At 69.8% G+C, this 23238-nt stretch carries 16 protein-coding genes; 6 read left to right on the forward strand and 10 right to left on the reverse strand.

The features are described 5' to 3' along the window. The first annotated feature begins 65 nt into the window (after positions 1–65). Positions 66–980, forward strand: coding sequence for an ABC transporter permease (locus tag HEP85_RS16375; RefSeq protein ID WP_168528408.1), 915 nt, complete (start codon positions 66–68; stop codon positions 978–980). Between the two features lie 4 nt (positions 981–984). After that, positions 985–1797, forward strand: a complete 813-nt coding sequence (locus tag HEP85_RS16380; protein WP_168533686.1) for an ABC transporter ATP-binding protein — start codon at positions 985–987, stop codon at positions 1795–1797. A 48-nt stretch (positions 1798–1845) separates the two neighbouring features. On the opposite strand, the gene HEP85_RS16385 is transcribed toward HEP85_RS16380, so the two are convergent. The 4 genes from HEP85_RS16385 to HEP85_RS16400 form a co-directional block, all read right to left on the reverse strand. After that, the gene (locus HEP85_RS16385) at positions 1846–2997 is read right to left on the reverse strand and encodes a glycosyltransferase (RefSeq protein ID WP_168528409.1); all 1152 of its coding nucleotides are present in this window, start codon (positions 2995–2997) and stop codon (positions 1846–1848) included. After that, positions 2994–5846, reverse strand: a complete 2853-nt coding sequence (locus HEP85_RS16390) for a CDP-glycerol glycerophosphotransferase family protein (RefSeq protein WP_369658122.1) — start codon at positions 5844–5846, stop codon at positions 2994–2996. Before HEP85_RS16390 ends, HEP85_RS16385 begins: the two co-directional genes overlap by 4 nt. A 129-nt stretch (positions 5847–5975) precedes the next feature. After that, positions 5976–6512 (reverse strand): GtrA family protein, encoded by a 537-nt coding sequence (locus HEP85_RS16395; protein ID WP_248001956.1) that lies wholly within the window; start codon positions 6510–6512, stop codon positions 5976–5978. 143 nt (positions 6513–6655) lie between these two features. Then, the gene (locus HEP85_RS16400; RefSeq protein WP_329288149.1) at positions 6656–11596 is read right to left on the reverse strand and encodes an NAD-glutamate dehydrogenase; all 4941 of its coding nucleotides are present in this window, start codon (positions 11594–11596) and stop codon (positions 6656–6658) included. Between the two features lie 699 nt (positions 11597–12295). Between HEP85_RS16400 and HEP85_RS16405 the strand changes: the two genes are divergently transcribed. Next, positions 12296–12862, forward strand: a complete 567-nt coding sequence (locus HEP85_RS16405; RefSeq protein WP_168528411.1) for a DJ-1/PfpI family protein — start codon at positions 12296–12298, stop codon at positions 12860–12862. Positions 12863–12914: 52 nt separating this feature from the next. Here HEP85_RS16405 and HEP85_RS16410 read toward each other — a convergent pair whose 3' ends face one another. Both HEP85_RS16410 and HEP85_RS16415 read right to left on the reverse strand, forming a co-directional pair. After that, complete coding sequence (locus HEP85_RS16410) at positions 12915–13583, reverse strand: HAD family hydrolase (RefSeq protein ID WP_168528412.1); 669 nt, start codon at positions 13581–13583, stop codon at positions 12915–12917. 44 nt (positions 13584–13627) lie between these two features. Then, the gene (locus HEP85_RS16415) at positions 13628–14143 is read right to left on the reverse strand and encodes a hypothetical protein (RefSeq protein ID WP_168528413.1); all 516 of its coding nucleotides are present in this window, start codon (positions 14141–14143) and stop codon (positions 13628–13630) included. Between the two features lie 341 nt (positions 14144–14484). Between HEP85_RS16415 and HEP85_RS16420 the strand changes: the two genes are divergently transcribed. After that, positions 14485–15039 (forward strand): Rv3235 family protein, encoded by a 555-nt coding sequence (locus tag HEP85_RS16420; protein WP_168528414.1) that lies wholly within the window; start codon positions 14485–14487, stop codon positions 15037–15039. 128 nt (positions 15040–15167) lie between these two features. Here the strand turns inward: HEP85_RS16420 and secA are convergent, their stop codons facing one another. Further along, positions 15168–17978 carry a preprotein translocase subunit SecA gene (gene secA / locus HEP85_RS16425; RefSeq protein WP_168528415.1) on the reverse strand — a complete coding sequence of 937 codons (2811 nt, stop codon included), beginning with the start codon at positions 17976–17978 and terminating at the stop codon, positions 15168–15170. A gap of 244 nt (positions 17979–18222) precedes the next feature. On the opposite strand from secA, the gene HEP85_RS16430 reads away from it, so the two are divergent. Together HEP85_RS16430 and HEP85_RS16435 are read left to right on the forward strand one after the other, a co-directional pair. Beyond that, positions 18223–18807, forward strand: a complete 585-nt coding sequence (locus HEP85_RS16430; RefSeq protein ID WP_168528416.1) for a GNAT family N-acetyltransferase — start codon at positions 18223–18225, stop codon at positions 18805–18807. 163 nt (positions 18808–18970) lie between these two features. Beyond that, positions 18971–20161: a winged helix-turn-helix domain-containing protein gene (locus HEP85_RS16435; RefSeq protein ID WP_168528417.1), complete on the forward strand. Its 1191-nt coding sequence runs from the start codon at positions 18971–18973 to the stop codon at positions 20159–20161. A 37-nt stretch (positions 20162–20198) separates the two neighbouring features. On the opposite strand, the gene HEP85_RS16440 is transcribed toward HEP85_RS16435, so the two are convergent. From HEP85_RS16440 to HEP85_RS16450, 3 genes are all read right to left on the reverse strand, one after another. Next, complete coding sequence (locus HEP85_RS16440; RefSeq protein WP_168528418.1) at positions 20199–20945, reverse strand: response regulator transcription factor; 747 nt, start codon at positions 20943–20945, stop codon at positions 20199–20201. A 207-nt stretch (positions 20946–21152) separates the two neighbouring features. Continuing rightward, positions 21153–21878: a ribosome-associated translation inhibitor RaiA gene (raiA, locus tag HEP85_RS16445; RefSeq protein WP_153290253.1), complete on the reverse strand. Its 726-nt coding sequence runs from the start codon at positions 21876–21878 to the stop codon at positions 21153–21155. A 282-nt stretch (positions 21879–22160) separates the two neighbouring features. After that, complete coding sequence (locus HEP85_RS16450; RefSeq protein WP_168528419.1) at positions 22161–23093, reverse strand: ComF family protein; 933 nt, start codon at positions 23091–23093, stop codon at positions 22161–22163. Positions 23094–23238: the final 145 nt, after the last annotated feature.

Below are 23238 nucleotides of genomic sequence, written 5' to 3' on the forward strand. Positions count from 1 at the left end.
ACACAGTGGGCGAAACGTCAAGGACGGGACCACGCATCCCACCCCCTTGAGCGAAAGCAGCGGATGTGAGCCAGGTCCTCCACACACCGCCCCCGACGCCGGCCCCCCCGGCCGACGATCCCGCGGCGCTCGCCGCCCGGTACGGCCTCAGCGTCAGCGGCGCGCGTCCGGCCCTGCGCGAGTACGTCCGTCAGCTGTGGGAGCGGCGCCACTTCATCACCGCCTTCGCCACCGCCAAGCTCACCGCCCAGTACAGCCAGGCGAAGCTCGGCCAGGTGTGGCAGGTGATGACCCCGCTCCTGAACGCGGCGGTCTACTACTTCATCTTCGGTGTGCTGCTCGGCACCAAGCGCGGTGTGCCGGACTACATCCCGTTCCTGGTCACCGGCGTCTTCATCTGGACCTTCACCCAGAGCTCGATCATGGCGGGCACCCGGGCCATCTCCGGGAACCTCGGCCTGGTGCGGGCCCTGCACTTCCCGCGGGCCGCGCTGCCGGTCTCCTTCGCCCTCCAACAGCTCCAGCAGCTGCTGTTCTCGATGGCCGCCCTGGTCGTCATCCTGCTCTGCTTCGGCGTTCCGGTGAGCGCGTCGTGGCTGCTCGCCGTCCCCGTCCTGGTGCTCCAGTTCACCTTCAACGCGGGCGTCGCGATGGTGATGGCGCGGATGGGCGCCAAGACGCCGGACATCGCGCAGCTCATGCCGTTCGTGCTGCGTACCTGGATGTACGTCTCCGGCGTCATGTGGAGCATCGACAAGGTGCTCAGCAAGGACCATCTGCCGCACTGGGCGATGATCGCGCTGGAGAGCAACCCGGCCGCCGTCTACATCGACCTGATGCGCTACTCGCTGATCGACAGCTTCCACGCCACCCAACTGCCGCCGCACGTGTGGGCGGTGGCGATCGGCTGGGCCGTGGTCGCCGGGGCCGGCGGCTTCATCTACTTCTGGAAGGCCGAGGAGACGTACGGACGTGGCTGACACCCTGACCAAGGAATCCGGCCTCCCGCGCGACGCCGGTCCCGCGAACGCCCTCGTCCCCACCGTCGTCGCCGACGGGGTCGACATCGTCTACCGGGTCAACGGCACCGGCGCCGGACGCGGCTCCGCCACCGCGGCGCTCAACCGCATCATGCGCCGCGAGCGGACCGAGCAGGCCTCGGGCGTGCGCAAGGTGCACGCCGTCAAGAACGTCTCCTTCACCGCCTACCGCGGTGAGGCCATCGGTCTGATCGGCACCAACGGCTCGGGCAAGTCGACCCTGCTGAAGGCGGTCGCCGGCCTCCTCCCGGTGGAGAACGGCAGGATCTACACCGACGGCCAGCCCTCCCTGCTCGGCGTGAACGCGGCCCTGATGAGCGACCTGACGGGCGAGCGGAACGTCTACCTCGGCGGGCTCGCGATGGGCATGTCCCGCGAGCAGATCAGGGAGCGCTACCAGGAGATCGTCGACTTCTCGGGCATCAACGAGAAGGGCGACTTCATCACCCTGCCGATGCGGACGTACTCCTCGGGCATGGCGGCGCGGCTGCGCTTCTCCATCGCGGCCGCCAAGGACCACGACGTGTTGATGATCGACGAGGCCCTGGCCACCGGCGACCGCTCCTTCCAGAAGCGCTCCGAGCAGCGGATCCGCGAGCTGCGCAAGAGCGCGGGCTCCGTCTTCCTGGTCAGTCACAACAACAACTCGATCCGCGACACCTGCGACCGCGTGCTCTGGCTGGAACGCGGTGAGCTGCGCATGGATGGACCGACCGAAGAGGTCCTCAAGGAGTACGAGAAGTTCACGGGGAAGTAGGAAGCAGGGGGAAGCAGCGCTGAGGACCGGGCCCAAAAGGCCCGGTCCTCAGCGCTCCAGGAACACGAAGAGTTCCTCCCACCTGCGCACGATCTCGTCCGTCGAGTAGCGCTGGATGTTGACGCGGGCCGCCTCGCCCATACGGTCGCGCAGCCGCTTGTCGGACATCAGCGTGTCGAGGCGGCGGGCGAGTTCCCCGGTGTTGCCGCGGGTGGCGAGGAGACCGTCCTCGCCGTCGCGGACGATCTCGTGGACGCCGGGCGCGCAGTCGAAGGCGGCGCACGGGAGGGCCGCCGCCATGGCCTCCATGACGGCGAGCGGGAAGCCCTCGCCGCGCGAGGACAGCACGAAGACGGAGCCGCCCCGCAGCGCGCCCGGCACGTCCGCGGTCGCCCCCATCCACTCCACCGAACCGTCGAGGCCGAGGGACGTGCACTGCTTCCTGAGGATCTCCTCGTCCTCCCCCGAGCCGTAGATCCGCAGGCGCCAGCCGGGGTGGCGCGGCGCGACCTCGGCCCAGGTGTCGAGGAGCATGTCGATGCCCTTCTGGTCGGTCAGCCGGCCGACGCTGACGACCACCTTCGCGGTGCGGGGCGAGGGCACCTCGGGCATGAACGGGATCGGGTTCGGCATGAAGGACGCGTTGTCGAGGCCCTGCCGGATCCACAGGTCGGCGTCCTCACGGGTGAGCGTCAGCATCCGGTCCACGCCACGGTAGTGCCGCCGCACCCGGCCGAAGCGCGAGGTCACCCGCGAGTAGGCGAAGGACTCGTGGCTCATGCCGATCACGGTCCGGCCGGTGGTGTCGGCAAGTTTCACCCACTCCATCGCCCACACCTGCGTGACGATCACCACCGCCCCGGGGCGCGCGGCCCGGAACAGCACGCTCAGCTTGGCGGCCTGCTCGCGCATCCCCGCCGCCCGTTCGGCACGCAGCCTGCGCCCGGCCAGGTCGAACCGTCCCCTGATGCCGCGGGCCGGGCCGACCCGCGGCGGGTGGACGTCGTACAACGTGAAGGTGGGGTAAGGGAGTTCGCCGAGTTCCTGGGGGACCTCGGGATCGGTGATGCCGATGACCTTCACACGGTGGCCGCGCTCGGTGAACAGGCGGGCCATCTGGTGCGACCAACTGGTCACCCCGCCGAGCTCGTCGACGCTGTTGGAGACGAAGAAGATGTCCCGTCGGGGGTCCGCGGTCATGTGCGCCTCCAGTGGGCGAAGAACTGGTCGACGACGCTCTCCGCGGCGTTCCCCCGGTCGAACTCGCTGAAGTCGGCGACGAACCGCTCGCGCGAAGCCGCGTACTTCACCCTCTGGTCCTCCAGCGACCCGAGGACGGCGTGGAGCTCGTCCTCGGTGCGGACGACCGGCCCCGGGGCCCGTTCGAGCAGGTCGAAGTAGGTACCCCGGTCCTCGTGCACGTACTCCTCGTAGTCGTACGTGAAGAAGAACATCGGGCGGTCGAGGAGGGAGTAGTCGAACATCACGGACGAGTAGTCGGTGATCAGGCCGTCGGCGAGGGCCAGCAGCGGGGTCACGTCGTGGTGGTCCGTGACGTCGATGACGCGGCCGCGCACGGACGGCGGGAGCACGACGTGGTTGAGGTAGTGCGAGCGGACGAGAAGGACGTACCGGTCGCCGAAGGTGTCGGCGAAGCGCTCCACGTCGAAGGGCAGCTCGAACCGCTTCCGCTTGCCCCCGCGCTGTCGGAAGGTGGGCGCGTAGAGCAGCACCTCTTTGTCGGACGGAATGCCCAACTCGACTGCCAGGAGGACTGGTTCGCGCCGGCCCCCGGATGCCTCCGCGCGCTTCCTGACCCGTACCAGCGCGTCGTTGCGCGGATAGCCCACCCGCAACAGGGTCCGCTCCGGGAGCCTGAACGCCCGCGCGAGGGTGCGCACGTCGTGTTCGGAGCGGATCAGGAACCGGTCGAAGCGGTCGAGGGTGCGCTGCTGCGCGGCCTGCGAGGCGCGGGACCTCACCTTCCACCCCGGCTCGTCGAAGCCCATGCGCTTGAGCGCGGATCCGTGCCAGGTCTGCAGATACGTGGTCCCCGGCCGTTTGGTGAGCTTCAGCGGGTAGCTCTGGTTGTCGACCCAGAACTCGGCCTGTGCGAGCGCCTTGAGGTACGGAAGCGACCAGCGGCGCACCAGTGTGGCGTCGGCCGGGAAGCCTTCGGGGCTGCCCGCGTACGCCCACACGGCCTCGAACTCCAGCCCTTGTCTGCGCATCTCCTCGTAAATGGCCTTGGGGCTGTCGCTGTACTGCCTCCCCAGATGGCTCTCGAAGACGACGAGGCCCTTCCGGTGCGGGAGACGGCTGAACACCTTGTGGTAGAGGCGGAGTTTGGAGCGTCCCGAGGCGAGGTCCCTGCGCCGCGCCCTGGCCTTGCGGTAGCCGGACTTGGCGCGGCGTGCGACTTTGCCGCGCATCCCGCGCCGGACCAGTTCCTCGGCCTTCTTGCCCGGGACGAGCCGGAAGGAGAGGTGGCCTCGCGCGGAGACCTCCGGCTCCATGCGGTCGGCGACCAGCCGGGTGAGGCGGGGCCGGACCGGCAGGCCGCCGGCCGGCGGTCCGGCTTCGGCGGCGGTGAGCCGGGTCGTGGTCCGGGCGCCGTCGACGTCGAGGTGGAGGCGAACGTCCCACACGGTGTCCACGACGCCGATGGGCCGCAGCCCCCTGGCGAGACCGGCCGAGGCCGCCCAGGTGATGGTCTCGCCCTCGTGCCGCACCTCGGCCACGGGGAAGCGGAAGGTCCGAAAGCGCACACCCTTGCGGCGGGCGTAGAACTCCAGCTCGGCGGAGAGCCGGGCGCCGGGCGGGATCACGCCGAGCGGGTTGGTGACGCGGCCGGCCAGCCGCACGGTGCCGGCGTGCTCCTCGTACCGGGTCAGCGCGTTGCGCAGGAACATCTTCTCGACCGGCTTGGTGTGGTAGCCGAGGTCGGTGACGTCCAGGACGCGCCGGCCGAAGGCGTCGTCCTCGATGTGCTGGGCGCACCAGTACACGCGTCCGGCGCGCTCGACGAGCGGCGAGGAGATCTTGTCGCGGTTGGTGAGCGTGTCCACGGCGGGCAGCAGGTTGTCCCAGTCGCTCTCGTGGAGGAGGTAGGCGCAGATCGCCTGGATCGGCTCGGTCTCGTCGAAGGCGGCGCGGTCGATCGACTCCAGGTACGCGCGGGCGATCGCGGCGAACTCCCGCCGGTAGGCCGCGTCCCGGAACGGCAGCTCACGCAGATGCAGGACCAGATCGTGCTTGAGCCACTTGACGTCCTTGGCGAACTTCAGCTCCAGCAGGCCGTGTTGCGCGAGCAGCCGGTCCACGCGGCGGTGGATCTCCATGCGGTGCGCGAAGTTGGCGATCTCGTCACGCCGGTTGCTGATGGACCTCGCCGCCGTCATCACCGGCCGGTCCACGATCCGCCAGTCGTAGACCCGGTTGGGGATGAGGGTGATCCGGCGCGCGGCGACGTACGCCTGCGCGGAGAAGAGCAGGTCCTCGTAGTGGATGCCGACCGGGAACTCCAGGCCCTCGTCGAGCAGGAACCGCCTGCGGTAGCACTTGTTGGTCGACAGGGTGTCGAAGACCAGCAGGTCGGGCAGTTCGGAGACGGACTCCAGGGTGCGGGTGCGCTCGTACAGCCAGGGGTACCACTTGACCTCCTTGCGCGTGCGCGAGTCGACGTGCACCCGTACGCACAGCCCGGAGACGAGGTCGGCTCCGGTGTTCTCGGCGGCCTCCAGCATGTTGCGGCACGCGTTGCGCTCCAGGACGTCGTCACTGTCGAGGAAGAGGACGTAGTCGCCGCGGGCCTGCTGGATGCCGTGGTTGCGCGGGGCTCCGCAGCCGCCGCTGTTCTCGGGCAGCCGGAAGGCGCGGACCCGGTCCGGGTGCGCAGCGGCCAGCCGCTGCGCCGCCGGGTACGAGCCATCGGTGCTCCGGTCGTCCACGATGACGACCTCGACGCTCCGCAGCGTCTGGTCGAGGACGGAGCGCACGGCCGTGGGCAGCCTGTTCTCGTCGTTGTAGACGATCACGACCACGGACACGGCGGGTACGGCTCCGGTTCCGGCGGGCCCGGTCCCGGATGCGTCGGGCGCGCAGCGCTGATCAACTTTCACCCTGTCAAGGGTAGACATTTCCTATGAAACTACACAGGTGACTGCTCCATTGGCGTGTCACCCGGGCAGCTGCGGGTCCTGGACAAGCTCTTGGTGGTCGCGTTTCGTCCGCTCGAACACCCACGTCCGGTACACCAGGAAGCGGAAGGCCGAGGCCAGCACGATCGACAGCGCCTTGGCCAGGTTGGAGCCGAGCGGACCGCTCATGCCCAGCCCGTGGTACGCGACGTAGAACAGCGCGCTCTCCATGACGACGCCGATTCCGCTGAAGACGAAGAAGAGGAAGATCTGCCGCCGGGTGCGCGAGGCCCGGTCGCGGTAGGCGAAGAAGCGGAAGCCGAGGTAGTTGGTGCCCATGGCGACACAGCTGGCGACGACCGTGGCGGCCATCGGGGCCCACTTCAGGCCGTGCAGCAGGAGATTGAAGACCAGGAAGTTGACCGCGACACCGCTGCCGCCGACGGCCGCGAACTTGACCACTTCGAGAGCGACGCGACGGGTCCACGCGGAGGGTCCCGGAGGACCGGCGGGCGAGGGCTGGGCGGGCGCGGGGGCCCGGCGCCCGATACGGGCCCACCCCTCGAAGAGATTCACGGTCACAATTGTCCCTTTTATCAGCAATAGGTAAAATCCAAGTCCGGTTTTTCCGTGAGGTCCTTGAGAGATCGGCAAGAAAGACGGAGGCGCCCCCGGCCTTGTCGGCCGGGGGCGCCCCAGGAACGTCGGGAACGTACGGACTACGAGTGCGTCCGCAGCAGGGTCCGCATCGTGCGCATCGCCACCGACAGGTTGGCGAGGTCGAACGAGTCGGAGCCCTGGATCTCCTCCAGAGTGGCGCGGGCGCGGCCCAGGATCGGCGCGTTCTTCTCCTCCCAGGCCTTGAAGCGCTGCTCGGGCGTCGAGGTGCCGTTGCCGACGGCGAGGACGTCGGCGGTCAGCGAGGCGTGGGCCGCGTACAGGTCCTCGCGGATCGAGGCGCGGGCCATGGACTGCCAGCGGTCGGCACGCGGGAGTTCGATGATGCGGTCCATGAGCTTGGTGATGCTCAGGCGGTCGGCGAGGTCGTAGTAGACCTCGGCGACGGCCATCGGGCTCCTGCCCATGCGATCGGCCACCGCGACGATGTCCAGCGTCGGGAAGGCCGAGGAGAACCCGGCCACCCGGGTGGCCAGCTCCTCCGGCACACCCGCGCCGGACAGCTCGTCGAAGATCTGCTGGTACCACTCCAGGTCCGCGCCGCGCAGCAGCTTGGGCAGCTCGCCCCAGACCTGTGCGACCCCCTCACGGAAGAACGAGATGTTCTCGGCGAGCTGGAGCGGCTGCGGCCGGTTGTTGAGCAGCCAGCGCGTACCGCGCTCGACGAGCCGGCGGGAGTGCAGCCGGATCCGCGTCTGGACATCGGCGGCGACGACATTGTCGAGCGCCTCCACCGCGTCCCACACCGCGCTCGACCCGAAGATCGCGCGGGCCGCGGTCTGCGCCCGGACGATCTCGTCGAGGGAGGCACCGGTCTCCTCCCGCAGGCGGTGCAGGAAGCTCGTACCGCCCGTGTTGACCGTGTCGTTGACCAGAAGGGTCGTCACGATCTCGCGGCTCAGCGCGTGTCCCGCGATCTGCTCACGGAACTTCTCCCGCAGCGCCGTCGGGAAGTACTCGAACAGCAGGCTCTGCAGATACGGGTCGTCGGGCAGCGAGGTGGCGAGCAGCTCGTCGGAGACCGTGATCTTCGTGTAGGCGAGGAGGACGGCCGTCTCCGGACCGGTCAGGCCCTGCCCGGTGTTGAGCCGCTCGCGGATCTGCCGGTCGCTGGGCAGGAACTCCAGCGCGCGGTCGAGGTGGCCCTCCCTGACCAGGTGGCGCAGGAAGCGCTGCTGGGCGTGGAGCATGCTCCCGGACTGGGCGAGCGCGTTGGAGATCGCCACGTTCTGCGCGTAGTTGTTGCGCAGCACCAGGTGTCCGACCTCGTCGGTCATCTGCGCGAGCAGCTTGTTGCGCTGCTTGACGGTCAGATCCCCGTTGGCCACCACGGCGTTGAGCAGGATCTTGATGTTCACCTCGTGGTCGGAGGTGTCCACGCCCGCGCTGTTGTCGATGGCGTCCGTGTTCATCTTGCCGCCGTGCTGCGCGAACTCGATCCGGCCGAGCTGCGTCAGGCCCAGGTTGCCGCCCTCGCCGACGACCTTGACGCGCAGGTCCGCGCCGTCGACCCGGATCGCGTCGTTGGCCTTGTCGCCGACGTCCGCGTGCGACTCGGTGGACGCCTTGACGTAGGTGCCGATGCCGCCGTTCCACAGCAGGTCGACCGGTGCCTGGAGGATCGCCTTCATCAGGTCGGCCGGGGTCATCTTCACGACCCCGGACTCGATGCCGAGGGCCTCACGGACATGGGCGTTGACCGGGATCGCCTTGGCGGTCCGCGGGAAGACGCCGCCGCCGGCGGAGATCAGCTCGGTGTTGTAGTCGGCCCACGAGGAGCGGGGCAGCTCGAAGAGGCGGCGGCGCTCGGCGTACGAGCTCTCCGCGACCGGGGTCGGGTCGAGGAAGATGTGCCGGTGGTCGAAGGCCGCGACCAGCCTGATGTGCTCGCTGAGCAGCATGCCGTTGCCGAACACGTCACCGGACATGTCGCCGACGCCGACGACGGTGAAGTCCTCGGTCTGGGTGTTCACACCCAGCTCCCGGAAGTGCCGTTCGACGGACTCCCAGGCACCGCGGGCGGTGATGCCCATCTTCTTGTGGTCGTAACCGGCCGAACCGCCGGAGGCGAAGGCGTCCCCGAGCCAGAAGTCGTAGCTCTGGGCGACCTCGTTGGCGATGTCCGAGAAGGTGGCGGTGCCCTTGTCGGCGGCGACCACCAGATAGGTGTCGTCGCCGTCGTGCCGGACGACGTCCGCGGGGGGCACGATCTCACCGGCGACCATGTTGTCGGTGATGTCGAGCAGCGCGGAGATGAAGGTCCGGTAGCTGCGGATGCCCTCCGCGAGCCAGGCGTCGCGGTCCACGGACGGGTCGGGCAGCTGCTTGGCGACGAAGCCGCCCTTGGCGCCGACGGGCACGATGACGGTGTTCTTCACCATCTGCGCCTTGACGAGCCCGAGGATCTCCGTCCGGAAGTCCTCACGCCGGTCGGACCAGCGCAGTCCTCCGCGCGCGACCTTGCCGAACCGCAGGTGCACACCCTCGACCTTCGGCGAGTACACCCAGATCTCGTACGCGGGGCGCGGCGCCGGCAGGTCCGGGATGGCCTGCGGGTCGAACTTCATGGAGACGTACTCGTGCGGCCTGCCGCCCACCGCCTTCTGGAAGAAGTTGGTGCGCAGCGTCGCCTTGATGACCGTGAGGAAGGAACGCAGGATCCGGTCCTCGTCGAGCGAGGCGACCTGGTCCAGGGCGGCGTCCAGCTCCTCCATCAGGGCGTCCGTCAGCTCGACACCGGCGTGCTGGCGCTCCGGCGCCATCCGCGCCTCGAAGAGCGAGACGAGCAGCCGGGTGGTGTGGACGTTGTTGCGGAGGGTGTCCTCCATGTAGTCCTGGCTGAAGGTCGAACCGGCCTGGCGCAGGTACTTGGCGTACGCGCGCAGCACCATCGCCTGCCGCCAGGTCAGCCCGGCGCTCAGCACGAGGGCGTTGAAGCCGTCGTTCTCGGCCTCGCCGATCCAGGTGGCGGCGAAGGCCTCCTGGAAGCGCTCGCGGCCGTCGTCGCCGAGGTAGTCGCCGTTGCCGTTCAGGAACTTGGGCAGACGCAGCCCGAAGTCGTAGATCCACGCCGTCGTACGGTCCGAGCAGCGCAGCTCGTAGGGACGCTCGTCGGTGACCTCGACGCCGAGGCGGTTGAGGGCCGGCAGGACCGCGGAGAGGGAGACCTGCTCGCCGGTGCGGTAGATCTTGAAGCGGCGCTCACCGGGACCGGCGCCCACCGGCTCGTACAGGCTGAGCGCGAAGTCCTTGGTGTCGTCGTCGGTGAGCTTCTCCAGGTGGACCAGGTCGGCGACGGCGGCCCGCGGGGTGTGGTCGGCCTTGTAGCCCTCGGGGAAGGCACCGCCGTAGCGGCGCAGCAGCTCGGCCGCGCGCTCCTCACCGCACTCGGCGTTCAGCGCCTCGGCGAAACCGTCGGCCCAGGAGCGGGCGGCCTCGACGAGCCGCACCTCGAGCCTGTCCTTGTCGGCGTCGCTGAGCTGCGCCAGCTCGGTGCCCTGCGGGACCCGGACCACGAAGTGCAGCCGGGAGAGGATCGACTCGGTGTTCCAGGCGGTGAAGTCGACACTGCTGCCGCCGAGTTCCTCCTTCAGGATGTCGATGATCCGAAGGCGTACGCCGGTGGTGTAGCGGTCGCGCGGGAGGTAGACGAGCGCCGAGTAGTAGCGTCCGTACTCGTCCTGGCGCAGGTAGAGCCGCAGCCTCCGCCGCTCCTGGAGGTACAGCACGGAGGTGACGATGGCGCGCAGCTCGTCCGGGGGCGTCTGGAAGAGCTCGTCGCGGGGGTACGTCTCCAGGATCTGCAGCAGGTCGCGGCCGTCGTGGCTGTTGGGCGAGAAGCCCGCGCCCCTGAGGACCTCCTCGACCTTGCGGCGGACGACGGGAACGCGCCGGACGGACTCGGTGTAGGCGGCCGAGGAGAACAGGCCGAGGAAACGCCGCTCACCGACGACGTTGCCGTCGGCGTCGAACTTCTTCACACCGATGTAGTCGAGGTAGGACGGCCGATGCACGGTGGCGCGGCTGTTCGCCTTGGTGAGCACCAGGAGCTTGTGCTCACGGGCCTTGGCGCGGGCGTCGGCGGGCAGCCGCTCGAAGGAGGGGCTGACGGGGTGGCTGTCGTCGCCGCCGTGCTGCGGGTCGGAGCGCAGGATGCCGAGCCCGGTCCCGGGCACCGCCGCCAGCACATCGTCGTCACGCAGCTCGTATTCCCGGTACCCGAGGAAGGTGAAGTGGTCGTTCGAGAGCCAGCGCAGCAGCTCACGGGCCTCTTCGACCTCCTGGTCGCGCAGGTCGCCGGCGGTCGGCTCGGCGGGCAGTTCCTCGGCGATGCGCAGCGAGGCGTCGCGCATCTTCTCCCAGTCCTCGACGGACTCACGGACGTCGGACAGGACCCGCAGCAGATCGGCGGTGATCTGCTTCAGGTCGGCCCGGTCGGTCTCGCGGTCGATCTCGACGTGGATCCACGACTCGATGTGCGCGTCGTGCGACAGCTCGTCGGCAACGGGCCGGCCGGGCAGCACCTCGATGAGCTCGCCGGTCACGTCCCGCCGTACGACGACCTGCGGGTGGATGACGAGGTGGATGCCGCGCCCCTGCCGGGACAGCTCGTTGGTGACCGAGTCGACGAGGAAGGGCATGTCGTCGGTCACGACCTCGACGACGGAGTGGCTGCAGGTCCAGCCGTTCTCCTCGACGGTGGGCGTGTGCACGCGGACGCTGGCCGTGCCCTGGGGGCGGTTCTCGGCCAGTCGGTAGTGCGAGAAGGCGGCTCCGAAGACGTCGACCGGGTCGCGGTCGGTCAGGTCCTCCGGGGCGGTGTGCAGGTAGTAGCGCTGGAGGAACGCGAGCACGGTCTCCCGGTCCGGGGTGCCCGCGCCCGTCTTCACGGTCGGTAGGTGCCCCCCGACCGGACTGTTCTCAGCTACCCGGGCGGCCCGTTCGAGCAGCTCGGCCTTTGCTTCGTCCAGCTTGGTCTGCATTGTCCTCTGGCTCCTGTCGCGCGCCATTGCGTGACGTAGAAGGAAATACGGTCTCTTCTCCGACGTGACGCCGTGACGCGGGGTGTCCGGTCTGGTCCGACGCTATGCCGCATGGAGAGATGGGCGGGGGGATATCGGCCATGTTCGGCACCTCTGGGGACTGTGACGCTGCTCTCGGCGACGTCCGTCCACGGGGTGTCATCGGCATACGGAGTGCGCTTGCCGCTCCGTCCCGCCCGCGAAGGTCAGCGACTGACGCCCGGTCACGGATGTCGTCCGTGGTCTCCGGGCGCGGGGCAGGGGCGACGGCGCCCCCGCGAGATATCGCGCTGATCACGCCACCAGGCTATCGCTCCTCACCCCGGACTCGTCATGAGCCGTATGTGTACAAAACCGGGGGTCGAACTTTGACAGTCTGCACAGGGACGAAAGGGACGGTAACGTGCAGTGCGGGCCACGGGGGCTGTCGGCGTGGGTCCCGCACGGGTCGCAGGGACGGCTTGCGCGGCCCCTGGAGGGGCACGGGGAACTGCGCGACCAGCGAGCGGCCCGCGGCCGGTACAACCCCCGCGGTGCCCCGGCGAGCCGCCACTCCGTTCCCGAAACACCTGCGCGCCCCCTTGGCAGGGCCCGCCCGCCGAGGCACGTTGCCCAGGACGGCCGACGAAGACGCACCCACGGCTCACAGAGCGGAGCGACATGGCAGCGAAGATCCTGATCGTCACCGGTGACGCGGCGGAGTCACTGGAGGTCCTGTACCCCTACCAGCGCCTGCGCGAGGAGGGCTACGAGGTCCACATCGCGGCCCCCAGCCGCAAGAAGCTCCAGTTCGTGGTCCACGACTTCGAACCCGGCTTCGACACGTACACCGAGAAGCCCGGCTACACCTGGCCCGCCGATCTCGCCTTCAGCGAGGTCGACCCCGGCCAGTACGTCGCCCTGGTGATCCCGGGCGGCCGCGCCCCCGAGTATCTGCGGGGCGACCCCGAACTCCGCAAGATCCTCAGGTCCTTCTTCGAGACGGACAAGCCCGTGGCCCAGATCTGCCACGGGCCGCTGCTCACCGCCTCCGTCGACGCCCTGCGCGGGCGCCGCGTCACCGCGTATCCGGCACTGGAACCGGACATGCAGACCGCCGGCGCGACCTTCCAGGACACGGAGACGGTGGTCGACGGCACACTCGTCTCGGCACGCGCCTGGCCGGACCACTCCAGCTGGATGCGCGAGTTCCTCACGGTCCTGCGCGCGAAGGCGCCGGTGACCTGACCGGCGGACGGAGCCTGGCCTCCCGGCGTACCGGCCGCCGGCGTCGCTGCGGTCAGGCCGCCAGCCGCTCGGCCTCCTCGACCGCTTCGGCCAGGCTGTCCACCACGGGCACACCCGCCACTTCGAGGCTGGCGCGGCCGTGCGATCCGCCGGTGTAGAGCACGGCCCGCGCCCCCACGTGCAGCGCGGCGACCGCGTCGTCGGCGGCGTCCCCGATCACGACCGTCCGCCGCGGATCCACCCCGGCGAGCGCGCCGATGTGCCGCACCATGTGCTCCGCCTTGCTGCCGCCGGACGGTCCCGTCCGCCCGTCCACCCGTACGAAGTGCGGCTCGATACCGAACCCTCTGACCAGCGGGACCAGCTCGTCGTGGCCGTACATGCTCAGCAGTGACTGGCTGTGCCCCGCCGACCGCCACCCGGCGAGCAGCGTCGCCGCCCCCTCCGTCAGCTCGCAGGCCGTGCGGTGCCGCGTGTAGTACCGGTGGAAGGTCTCGTCCATGATCTCCCACTCGGCGTCCGTCGGCAGCCTCCCCATCAGCCGCTCGTAGAACTTGGGCACCGGGACGCAGTACAACGCCCGGTACCGCTCCAGCGTGATCGGCTCCAGCCCCAGTTCGGCGAACGCCGCGTTCGTCGCGCCGATGATCGCGGCGTTGTCGTGGAACAGAGTCCCGTTCCAGTCCCACACGATGTGCGCTGCTGCTCCGTGCTTCCCCATACCAAGAACGTACCCGGCTCCACCGACAACGGGACGGGGGCGCCTCAGTCCCCGAGTCCCACCAGGTTGGGGATCTCCTGCGTCGCGAACCACAACAGCTCGTGGTCCTCTGCCCCGTCCACGACGAACTGCGCGTCGTCGTCCCCGTGGTCGGCCGCCCCGAGCGCCCGCACGGCGGCCGACACGTCCTCCTCGGCGTCGTCGGCGTCGACGTGCACCGCGGCCGCCTTGGCCAGCGGCACCGCCCCGGACACCCGCACCTCGCCGAGCGCCACCGGATCGAGCCCCCGGTCGGGATCGGCTGCCGCGGCGCGGTCGGGGACGTCGACGGCGACGACCACCCGGCGCCGCGCGGTGTCCCGCTCCCCCGCGAGCAGCCGGAGGGAGGCCAGCGCGGCCCGGTTCAGCGCCGCGTACTCGAGCTCCTCGATGTCGTCGGAGAGATACCACTCGCGCAGGGCGGGCGTGACCGCGTACGCCACGAACGGTCCCGTTCCCAGTTCCCCCGTCTTGTGCGCCTCGGCGAGCCCGGAGAGGGTCAGGGGGACGTAGACGCGCATGGCTGGCCGCTTTCGTAGTCGGGGAGCTCCTGAGTGGTCGGGGAGCTCCTGGGAGGGCTGTCCCGCGCCTCCCGGGAGGGCCTTCAGGATACGGGTGGGCGTCCTCTTTCGGGTCCCGGGCCCTACCGCCCGCGACGTCCACCCCCGGCCCGCGATTCACCCGGTACGCCCCTTTCGCGTCAAGGCCCCCGCACCCACCGGTCACCCTGATAGGTGAATCCTCCAGCCGCCGCGACGCGTGCCGGACATCCTTGCGGGCCCCCGCTCCCGCCTCGTACAAGATCTCCGACACGAAAGTTACCGCCCGGTACCGACCGGGCCGCAGCGAGCGGGGACGACGCATGAACAAGGTGATGACCAGGACGCAGCGCCGCCCGGGCACCCGCCCTCCCGGCCGCCAGGACACCCGTCGACCGGGAGGCGCCCCGCCCCGCGCCCCGGGCGGCGGCGCTCCCCGCACGGCTCCCGCGGGCAGCCCGCCGCCGTCACCCCCGCGTACCACCCCGGTCCCGGCCCCCTGCCCGGACGGAACCCGGCAGGGCCCCGCTCCGCAGCCCCGGCCCACCGACGTCTTCGCCGACCGCCTGCTCGCCGTGCTGAGCGGTCAGCGCCCCGTCCACTGCATGCTGCGCCACACCGCGGGCCGCGCCTACGACGAGCTCGCCTGGCTCGCCGAACGCGGCCGGCTGCGCACCCGTGGCAGTCGGCCGGTCGTCCGCGACATCGGCTACTACGTCCCCCGCCCCGGGGCGATCGAGGCCTTCGCCCGCATCGGCGCCGGTGACCAGATCCGCGCCATGGCCTTCCGCCTGGAACAGGGCCCCGACCTCCGCTGGCGGTGCACGGCGGTGGAGCTGGGCGGCCCCCGCATGCCCCGCTCCGCCGACGACGGCTGAACGACGCGAAGGGCCGGACACCCGAGGTGCCCGGCCCTTCGACCCATCAGCCCGTCACGGCGCGGTCCCACCGGACCGGTCGGCCCTCCGGGGCCACTCGGCCCCCCAGGGCTCAGCCGTCACAGCCGTCACTTCTTGCGGCGGCGACCGATGCTCTTCTGCTGCTTGCGGCGCTCCGCGCGCGTGAGGCCGTCCGCCTCGGAGCGCACGGGCTCGTCGTCGTTGGTGAAGTCACCCTCGACCACGCCGCCCTCACCGTCCACGGTGGGCGCGGAGAAGTGCAGCCGGTCGGGACGCTGCGGAGCGTCGAGCCCCTTGGCGCGGATCTCGGGACGCGCGCCCGCGGGGACGACGTCCTCCTTCTCCAGCGACGGCGCGGCATCCTCGACCGGGACCTCCTCGACCTGCTGCTCGACCTGGACCTCCAGGTTGAACAGGTAGCCGACGGACTCCTCCTTGATGCCGTCCATCATGGCGCCGAACATGTCGAAGCCCTCGCGCTGGTACTCGACCAGAGGGTCCTTCTGCGCCATGGCGCGCAGACCGATGCCCTCCTGGAGGTAGTCCATCTCGTAGAGGTGCTCACGCCACTTGCGGTCCAGCACCGAGAGCACGACCCGACGCTCCAGCTCGCGCATGATCTCGGAGCCGAGCTGCTCCTCGCGCGCCGCGTACTGCTCGTGGATGTCGTCCTTGATGGACTCGGAGATGAACTCGGCGGTCAGACCGGCGCGGTCACCGGCCGCCTCCTCCAGCTCGTCGACGGTGGCCTTCACCGGGTAGAGCTGCCTGAAGGCGCCCCACAGGCGGTCCAGGTCCCACTCCTCGGCGAAGCCCTCGGCGGTCTCGGCCCCGATGTACGCGTCGATCGTGTCGTCCATGAAGTGCTGGATCTGCTCCTGCAGGTCCTCGCCCTCCAGGACGCGGCGGCGCTCGCCGTAGATGACCTCGCGCTGGCGGTTGAGCACCTCGTCGTACTTCAGGACGTTCTTGCGGGTCTCGAAGTTCTGCTGCTCGACCTGCGACTGGGCGGACGCGATCGCGCGCGTGACCATCTTGTTCTCGATCGGCACGTCGTCCGGCACGTTCGCCATCGACATCACGCGCTCGACCATCTGGGCCTTGAAGAGGCGCATCAGGTCGTCACCGAGGGAGAGGTAGAAGCGGGACTCGCCCGGGTCGCCCTGACGGCCGGAGCGACCGCGCAGCTGGTTGTCGATGCGCCGCGACTCGTGGCGCTCGGTGCCCAGTACGTAGAGCCCGCCGAGGTCCTTGACCTCCTCGTTCTCCGCCTTGACGGCCTGCTCGGCCTTCTCCAGGGCGGCGGGGAGGGCGGCGGCCCACTCTTCGATGTGCTCCTCGGGGTCGAGGCCGCGCTGACGCAGCTCGGCCTCGGCGAGGTCCTCGGGGTTGCCGCCGAGCTTGATGTCGGTGCCTCGGCCGGCCATGTTCGTGGCGACGGTCACGGCACCCCGGCGGCCCGCCTGGGCGACGATCGTGGCCTCGCGGTCGTGCTGCTTGGCGTTCAGCACCTCGTGCTGGATGCCGCGCTTGGAGAGCTGCTGCGAGAGGTACTCGGACTTCTCGACCGACGTCGTGCCGACGAGGATCGGCTGGCCCTTCTCGTGCTTCTCCGCGATGTCGTCGACCACCGCGTCGAACTTGGCCACCTCGGTGCGGTAGATCAGGTCCGACTGGTCCTTGCGGACCATGGGCTTGTTGGTCGGGATCGGGACGACGCCGAGCTTGTAGATCTGGTGGAACTCGGCGGCCTCGGTCATCGCCGTACCGGTCATGCCGGAGAGCTTGCCGTAGAGGCGGAAGAAGTTCTGCAGGGTGATCGTGGCGAGGGTCTGGTTCTCGTCCTTGATGTCCACCCCTTCCTTCGCCTCGATCGCCTGGTGCATGCCCTCGTTGTAGCGGCGGCCGGCGAGGATACGGCCGGTGTGCTCGTCGACGATCATGACTTCGCCGTCGATGACGACGTAGTCCTTGTCCTTCTTGAAGAGTTCCTTGGCCTTGATGGCGTTGTTCAGGTAACCGACGAGCGGGGTGTTCACCGACTCGTACAGGTTGTCGATACCCAGCCAGTCCTCGACCTTGGCCACGCCGGGCTCGTGGATGGCGACGGTGCGCTTCTTCTCGTCGACCTCGTAGTCGCCGGTCTCCTCGATGCCCTTGAGCGGGTTGCCGGCCTCGCCCTTCTTGAGGCGGGTGACCAGCTTGGCGAAGTCGCCGTACCACTTGGTGGCCTGGTCGGCCGGGCCGGAGATGATCAGCGGCGTACGGGCCTCGTCGACGAGGATGGAGTCGACCTCGTCGACGATCGCGAAGTTGTGACCGCGCTGGACGAGTTCGTCCTGGGCCCACGCCATGTTGTCGCGCAGGTAGTCGAAGCCGAACTCGTTGTTCGTGCCGTAGGTGATGTCGCACGCGTACTGCTCGCGACGCTGGGCCGGCGTCATGTTGGCCAGGATGCAGCCGACGTCCAGACCCAGGAACTTGTGGACGCGGCCCATCATTTCGGAGTCGCGCTCGGCCAGGTAGTCGTTGACCGTGATGAGGTGGACGCCATCTCCGGAGAGGGCGTTCAGATACGCGGGCAGTGTGCCGACCAGGGTCTTGCCCTCACCGGTCTTCATCTCCGCGACGTAGCCGAGGTGGAGCGCGGCGCCACCCATCATCTGCACGTCGTAGTGACGTTGGCCGAGGACGCGCTTGGCGGCCTCACGGACCGTGGCGAACGCCTCGGGCAGCAGGTCGTCGAGGCTTTCGCCGTCGGCGTACCGCTGCTTGTACTCATCGGTGAGGGCCCGCAGCTCGGCGTCGGAGAGGTCGACGAAGTCCTCTTCGATGGAGTTGACCTGGTCCGCGATGCGGTGCAGCTTGCGCAGGATCTTGCCTTCGCCTGCACGCATGATCTTCGAGAGGACGGACACGGGGGTTTGTCTCCTTGCCGGTCGGGCCTGGGACGGTCGGTTTCAATGGCGGTGTCAAGAGCAGCTTGAGCAACGGCCATCGTAAGCGAGGACCCCACCGCGCCGGGAGGTCTGCTCACGACAGCCACTAGGACAACGGACAGGGGTTGCGTAAGGTGCCGCGTCCACGCTGCGAAAAGTAACCGACGCATCACCCACGGCAAAGGAATGGCGCCCTTACGGCAGCCCGAGCAGAATCGGCCCGATGGACCCCGTCACGCTCACCACCGACCGCCTGCTCCTGCGCACCGTGGGCTCGCACGACACCGACGCCGTGTTCGACGCCGTCCAGGATCCCGACATCCAGCGCTGGACCACGATCCCGTCGCCCTATCTCCACGAGCACGCGGCGGGGTTCACGGCCCAGCTGGTGCCCGACGGCTGGGCGGACGGGTCGATGTTCACCTTCGGCGTCTTCCTCCCTTCCGGGGAACTGGTGGGCATGCTCGGCATCACCATGCGCTCCCTGGGTGTCGGCGAGGTCGGCTTCTGGGCCACGAAGGAGTACCGCGGCAACGGCTATCTCACCGAAGCCACCGTCGCGGCCTCGCGCTGGGCATTCACCAGTCTCGCCGTCGATCGCGTCGAATGGCGCGCCGAGGTCGGCAACCAGGCCTCCCGCGCGGTGGCCGAACGGGCCGGCTTCACCGTGGAGGGCACGCTCCGCTCCGCCATCAACAACAAGGGCGTCCGCCGCGACTGCTGGATCGGCTCCCTGCTCCCCTCGGACCTGGGCCTGCCCTCGACGGCGCCCTACCTCCCGCCCCCCGCCGGGCCGCCGAACATCTGAGACCCGGACACCGGAAACCGGGACACCCGAAACCGGGACAGCCGGCGCGGCACCGGACCGTCCGCCCGTCCCGGCCGCCGCCCGGGCGCGTCGCCGGTGGCTTCCCGGCCCCCGGACCACGGGCCCGGCCCCCACTGTCAGTGCCACCGCCTATCGTGCGGGCATGACGAGTCTCCCGCGTCCCGCCACCGACCTCTCCGCCGCCGAGGCCCGCCGCGTCGTCCTGCGAGCCCAGGGTTTCCTGGGCGCCCCGGACCGCAGGTCGGGCGTCCGCGGGGTCCTGCGACACCTGGGCGCGGTCCAGCTCGACACGATCTCCGTCCTCGCCCGCTCCCACGAACTCGTCCCGTACGCCCGGCTGGGCGCGGTGGGCCGCAGGACGGTGGACGAGGCGTACTGGACACCGGGTGCCGGCGGCGCCCCTCACGCCTTCGAGTACTGGTCCCACGCGGCCTGCATCCTCCCCATCGAGGAGTGGCCCCACTTCGCCTTCCGCCGCCGCGCCTACCGCGCCCGCCCGCACTGGAACCACGCCCTGCCGGACGGCACCTACGACCAGGTCATCAAGCAGCTCCGCACCGAAGGCCCGCTCACGGCGACGGACTTGGGCGGCGCGAAGAAGACCAGCGAGTGGTGGGACTGGTCGGGCACGAAGGTCGCCGTGGAGCGCGCGCTGATGTACGGCGAGGTGGTGTGCACCGAGCGCCGCGGCTGGAAGCGGGTGTACGACCTCGCGGAGCGCGCCGTCCCCGACACCCTGCTCCATGACGAGCTGGACGACGCGGAGTGCCTGCGCCGCCTGGTCCGCCTCGCCGGCCAGTCCCTGGGCGTCGGCACCCGCGCGGACATCGCCGACTACCACCGCCTCAGGGGCGAGCAGGTCGACGCGGTGATCGCGGACTCGGGGCTGGTCCCGGTGGCCGTGGAGGGCTGGGGCAAGCCGGCGTGGGCCGATCCGGCGGCCCTGGAGACCGCGCCGCGCGGCCGTCACCGTACGACGCTGCTGTCCCCGTTCGACTCGCTCGTCTGGGAGCGGGCGCGGACGGAGCGCATCTTCGGCTTCACCCACCGCCTGGAGGCGTACACGCCCAAGGCGAAGCGGATCCACGGCTATTTCGCGATGCCGGTCCTCGCCGGCGGCCGACTGGTCGGCCGGGTGGATCCCGCCCGGGAGGGGAACACCCTGGTCGCCAAGCAGGTCACCCTGGACGGCGCCAAGGCCGTCCCCGCGGTGGCCCAGGCACTGGTGGAGGCCGCGAGCTGGGTGGACTGCACGAGCGTGCGCGTGGAGCGGGTGGACGCGCCCGAGCTGCGCGACCCGCTGACGAGGGAGCTGGCGCACGCCCTCGGGTGACGCGCCCGGACCGGCCACCCGATCCGGACGACGGCCCTCAGCGGATCTCGAGGATCTTCTCCCGCATCGCGTACACCACCGCTTCCATCCTGGAGTGCAGCTGGAGCTTCTCCAAGATGTTGCGCACGTGGTTCTTCACCGTGTTCTCGGAGATGAACAACTCCTTGGCGATATCCCGGTTGTTCATTCCGGTCGCGACGAGCTTGAGGACTTCCAGCTCGCGATCGGTGAGCCGCGGCGCGGGCACCAGCCGGCGCTCGTCGGTCCGCTGGATCATCGACTTGAACTCGGTGAGCAGTTTCGACGCCATCGAAGGGCTGATCTGCGACTGTCCGTCCGCCACCGCGCGAATGGCCGTGGCCACCTCGTCCGTGGAGATCTCCTTGAGGAGATATCCGGTCGCGCCGGCCTTGATCGCGTCGTAGAGGTCGGCCTCCTCGTCGCTGATCGTCAGCATGATGATCTTCGCGCTGGGGGCCACCTCCTTGATGGAGGTGCATGCCTCGATGCCGCCCCGTTTCGGCATGCGTACGTCCATCAGCACGATGTCCGGGAGCAGGTCGGCCGCCTTGTCGACCGCCTCCGCCCCGTCACCCGCCTCGCCGACGACCTGGATGTCCTCCTCGGCCGCGAGCACGATCTCCAGACCGCGGCGGAAGAGGGCGTGATCGTCCACGACGAGGACACGGATGGGCTCCTTGCGTGAGGTGCCCACGTCCGGGCTCGTACCGGCGCCCCCGCCGTCGGCATCCTCGACACGCATCGGTCCGAAGCTGTCCGCCATCGTTCCTCCCCCTGAAGGCCGTGGCCTGTGTTCCTGTGCCATCGCCAACCCAAGGCAACGGCCCCCCGGTTGGGGCCGGTGCGGCCATGATTTCATGCCCGGACGACAGTGGGGTGACAGAGCGGGTCGCGAAGTGGTCGCACACCGGTGCCCCTGGGGGCGCACGCGCGCACCAGGGGCACCGGCTCTGTCGTCGTCTGGGCGGTTCTAGCCGCCGAGCGCACCGCCCGGCGCGTCCGATCCGGCCTGGGTGACCATCGGGTCCGTACTGAGGTGGATGACGCCGTAGTCGTACGCGTGCCGCCGATAGACGACACTCGGCTCCTTGGTCTCGGAGTCGACGAACAGATAGAAGTCGTGCCCGACCAGCTCCATCTCGTAGAGCGCCTGGTCGAGCGTCATCGGGGCGGCCACGTGGGTCTTCTCCCGGACGACGAGGGGCCCTTCTCCCATGACCTCGAGGGAGCCGATCTTCTTGGTCGGCACACTGTCGGGCTCGTCCTCGTGGACAACACTCCCGTTCCCGTTCAGTGTCGCGGCACCCGGGACGTGGTCGGCGACCTCGGCCGCCGAGAGCCGCCCGTTGCCACGGCGGGTGTAGCGCTTGTCGTGCTGCTTGCGCAGCCGGGCTTCGAGCTTGTCCGCCGCCAGGTCGAGTGCTGCATACGGGTCGCTCGCCGCTGCCTCCGCCCGGATCACCGGACCGCGGGAGCGGAGCGTGATCTCCACTCGGTCACAACGGTCGGCCTGCCGGGGGTTGGGCTCCTTGGACACCTCGACGTCGAGGCTGATCACCTTGCCATCGAGCTTCTGGATCTTCTCCAGCTTCAGCTTCTCGGCCACGTGCTTGCGGAACCGCTCGGGCACCTCGGTCTTGCGGCCCTTGACGACGATGTCCACGCAGAACTCCGTTCCCGGATAGCCCCGCTCCACAGGCGGAGCATCTCCCTTTTGCACCAGATCCCGGTGAGCCCCGGAACCTCGGACTCGGTGACTTTCACCTCCTCCTCCCCCATGGGCAAGATCTACACCCCATGGCGGGCGGGTGATTCAGAAACCCGCAGCACGGCATTCGGATATACGAGGTGTGGCCAGCGCCAACGGCCTCACAACCGAACATATCTCGCCCGGACGGATGTCGTCACCCTCTACTGCGGCGTACCTCCGTTCAGGTGAATTGACCTGGTCATTACCAGCAACGATGGAAGTTCTCAGTCAGTTCCGGTTGATTTCGAAACCATCCGGCGTCGCCGCCACCACAGCCGCACAGATCATGGCGCCGACTCGGCTCGCGTCCGTCATCCCGCGGGCCGCCGGATGACGGTCCTCGACCTCTCTCGTTGCCTCAGTCATCCGTTTCCCCACTCGTCTCCGCATCCGTTCCCCCGTTGCTTCCCCGGCTTCCCTTCCGTATGCATCGACGCCCTCCAGCGCCACCCGTACGGCGCGCGCCGCCTCCGCCAAGGAGGCTCCCGTCGTCATCAGGTCGTCCACCAGCACCACCCGGCCGGCGCCCGCCAGCAGCCGATCGCCTCCCGTGGCGACCTCCAGCGCGCCCGCGAGATTGCGCAACCGCTGCCGGGAGTCGAGTCCCGCCTGGTCGGCCACGGCGCGTCGCTGCCGCAGCACGGCCAGCACCCGGACCGGCGCTCCCGTGCGCCGCAGTTCCCCGGCGGCCGCGAGGGCGATCCGGCGCGCCGGATCGTGACCGCGCGCCCGCACCGCCCGCCGTGAGGAGGGCACCGGAACCAGCAGCACGGGTCCCGGCCCGCCGGCGGACCCCAGCCACCCGCCCCCCGCGCTGAGAGGCCCGTCCGGGGCCGCCGGAAGCCCGTACGGGTCCGGGAGGAGCGGGAGTCCCGAAGCCGCCCTCACAGCCCCCGCCAGGGCCGTTCCCAGTGGTGTCGCCAGTGTCAGTGCCCCCCGTTCCTTGTGCGCGAGGAGTGCCGCGCGCACCTCGTCCTCATAGGGGGCCGCCGCGTGCACGACCGGCAGCCCGGGCGGCGCCGGATCCGGGCGCACCCGGCGCGGTGCGGCCCCGCTCAGGGCGGCACGGCACTCCGGGCAGAGCACCGTATGGGGTCTCCCGCAGCCTCCGCACTCGGCCGGCAGCACCAGGTCGGTGAGGTCCTGCCACCACGCCCGCATGTCCACCACTGTGCCAACACCACGGCCGACCGGCCACCCCTGTGGACAACCGCCTGTGGACAACCGGACACCCGTCACCCTCGGGGCCGACCCTCGACCGGGACAGCCGACGGACCAGCCCACGGAACCCCCGTAGCCCCCCGGA

It is taken from the genome of Streptomyces sp. RPA4-2 (assembly GCF_012273515.2).
GTDB lineage: Bacteria > Actinomycetota > Actinomycetes > Streptomycetales > Streptomycetaceae > Streptomyces > Streptomyces kaempferi.

Coding starts and splice junctions, on each gene's coding strand:
- HEP85_RS16415 (WP_168528413.1), bottom strand. CDS start 14,143: ATGCGCGTCTACGTCCCCCTGACCCTCTCCGGGCTCGCCGAGGCGCAC.
- HEP85_RS16410 (WP_168528412.1), bottom strand. CDS start 13,583: ATGGGGAAGCACGGAGCAGCAGCGCACATCGTGTGGGACTGGAACGGG.
- HEP85_RS16405 (WP_168528411.1), top strand. CDS start 12,296: ATGGCAGCGAAGATCCTGATCGTCACCGGTGACGCGGCGGAGTCACTG.
- HEP85_RS16450 (WP_168528419.1), bottom strand. CDS start 23,093: ATGCGGGCGTGGTGGCAGGACCTCACCGACCTGGTGCTGCCGGCCGAG.
- HEP85_RS16385 (WP_168528409.1), bottom strand. CDS start 2,997: ATGACCGCGGACCCCCGACGGGACATCTTCTTCGTCTCCAACAGCGTC.
- HEP85_RS16430 (WP_168528416.1), top strand. CDS start 18,223: ATGGACCCCGTCACGCTCACCACCGACCGCCTGCTCCTGCGCACCGTG.
- HEP85_RS16440 (WP_168528418.1), bottom strand. CDS start 20,945: ATGGCGGACAGCTTCGGACCGATGCGTGTCGAGGATGCCGACGGCGGG.
- HEP85_RS16435 (WP_168528417.1), top strand. CDS start 18,971: ATGACGAGTCTCCCGCGTCCCGCCACCGACCTCTCCGCCGCCGAGGCC.
- HEP85_RS16420 (WP_168528414.1), top strand. CDS start 14,485: ATGAACAAGGTGATGACCAGGACGCAGCGCCGCCCGGGCACCCGCCCT.
- HEP85_RS16400 (WP_329288149.1), bottom strand. CDS start 11,596: ATGCAGACCAAGCTGGACGAAGCAAAGGCCGAGCTGCTCGAACGGGCC.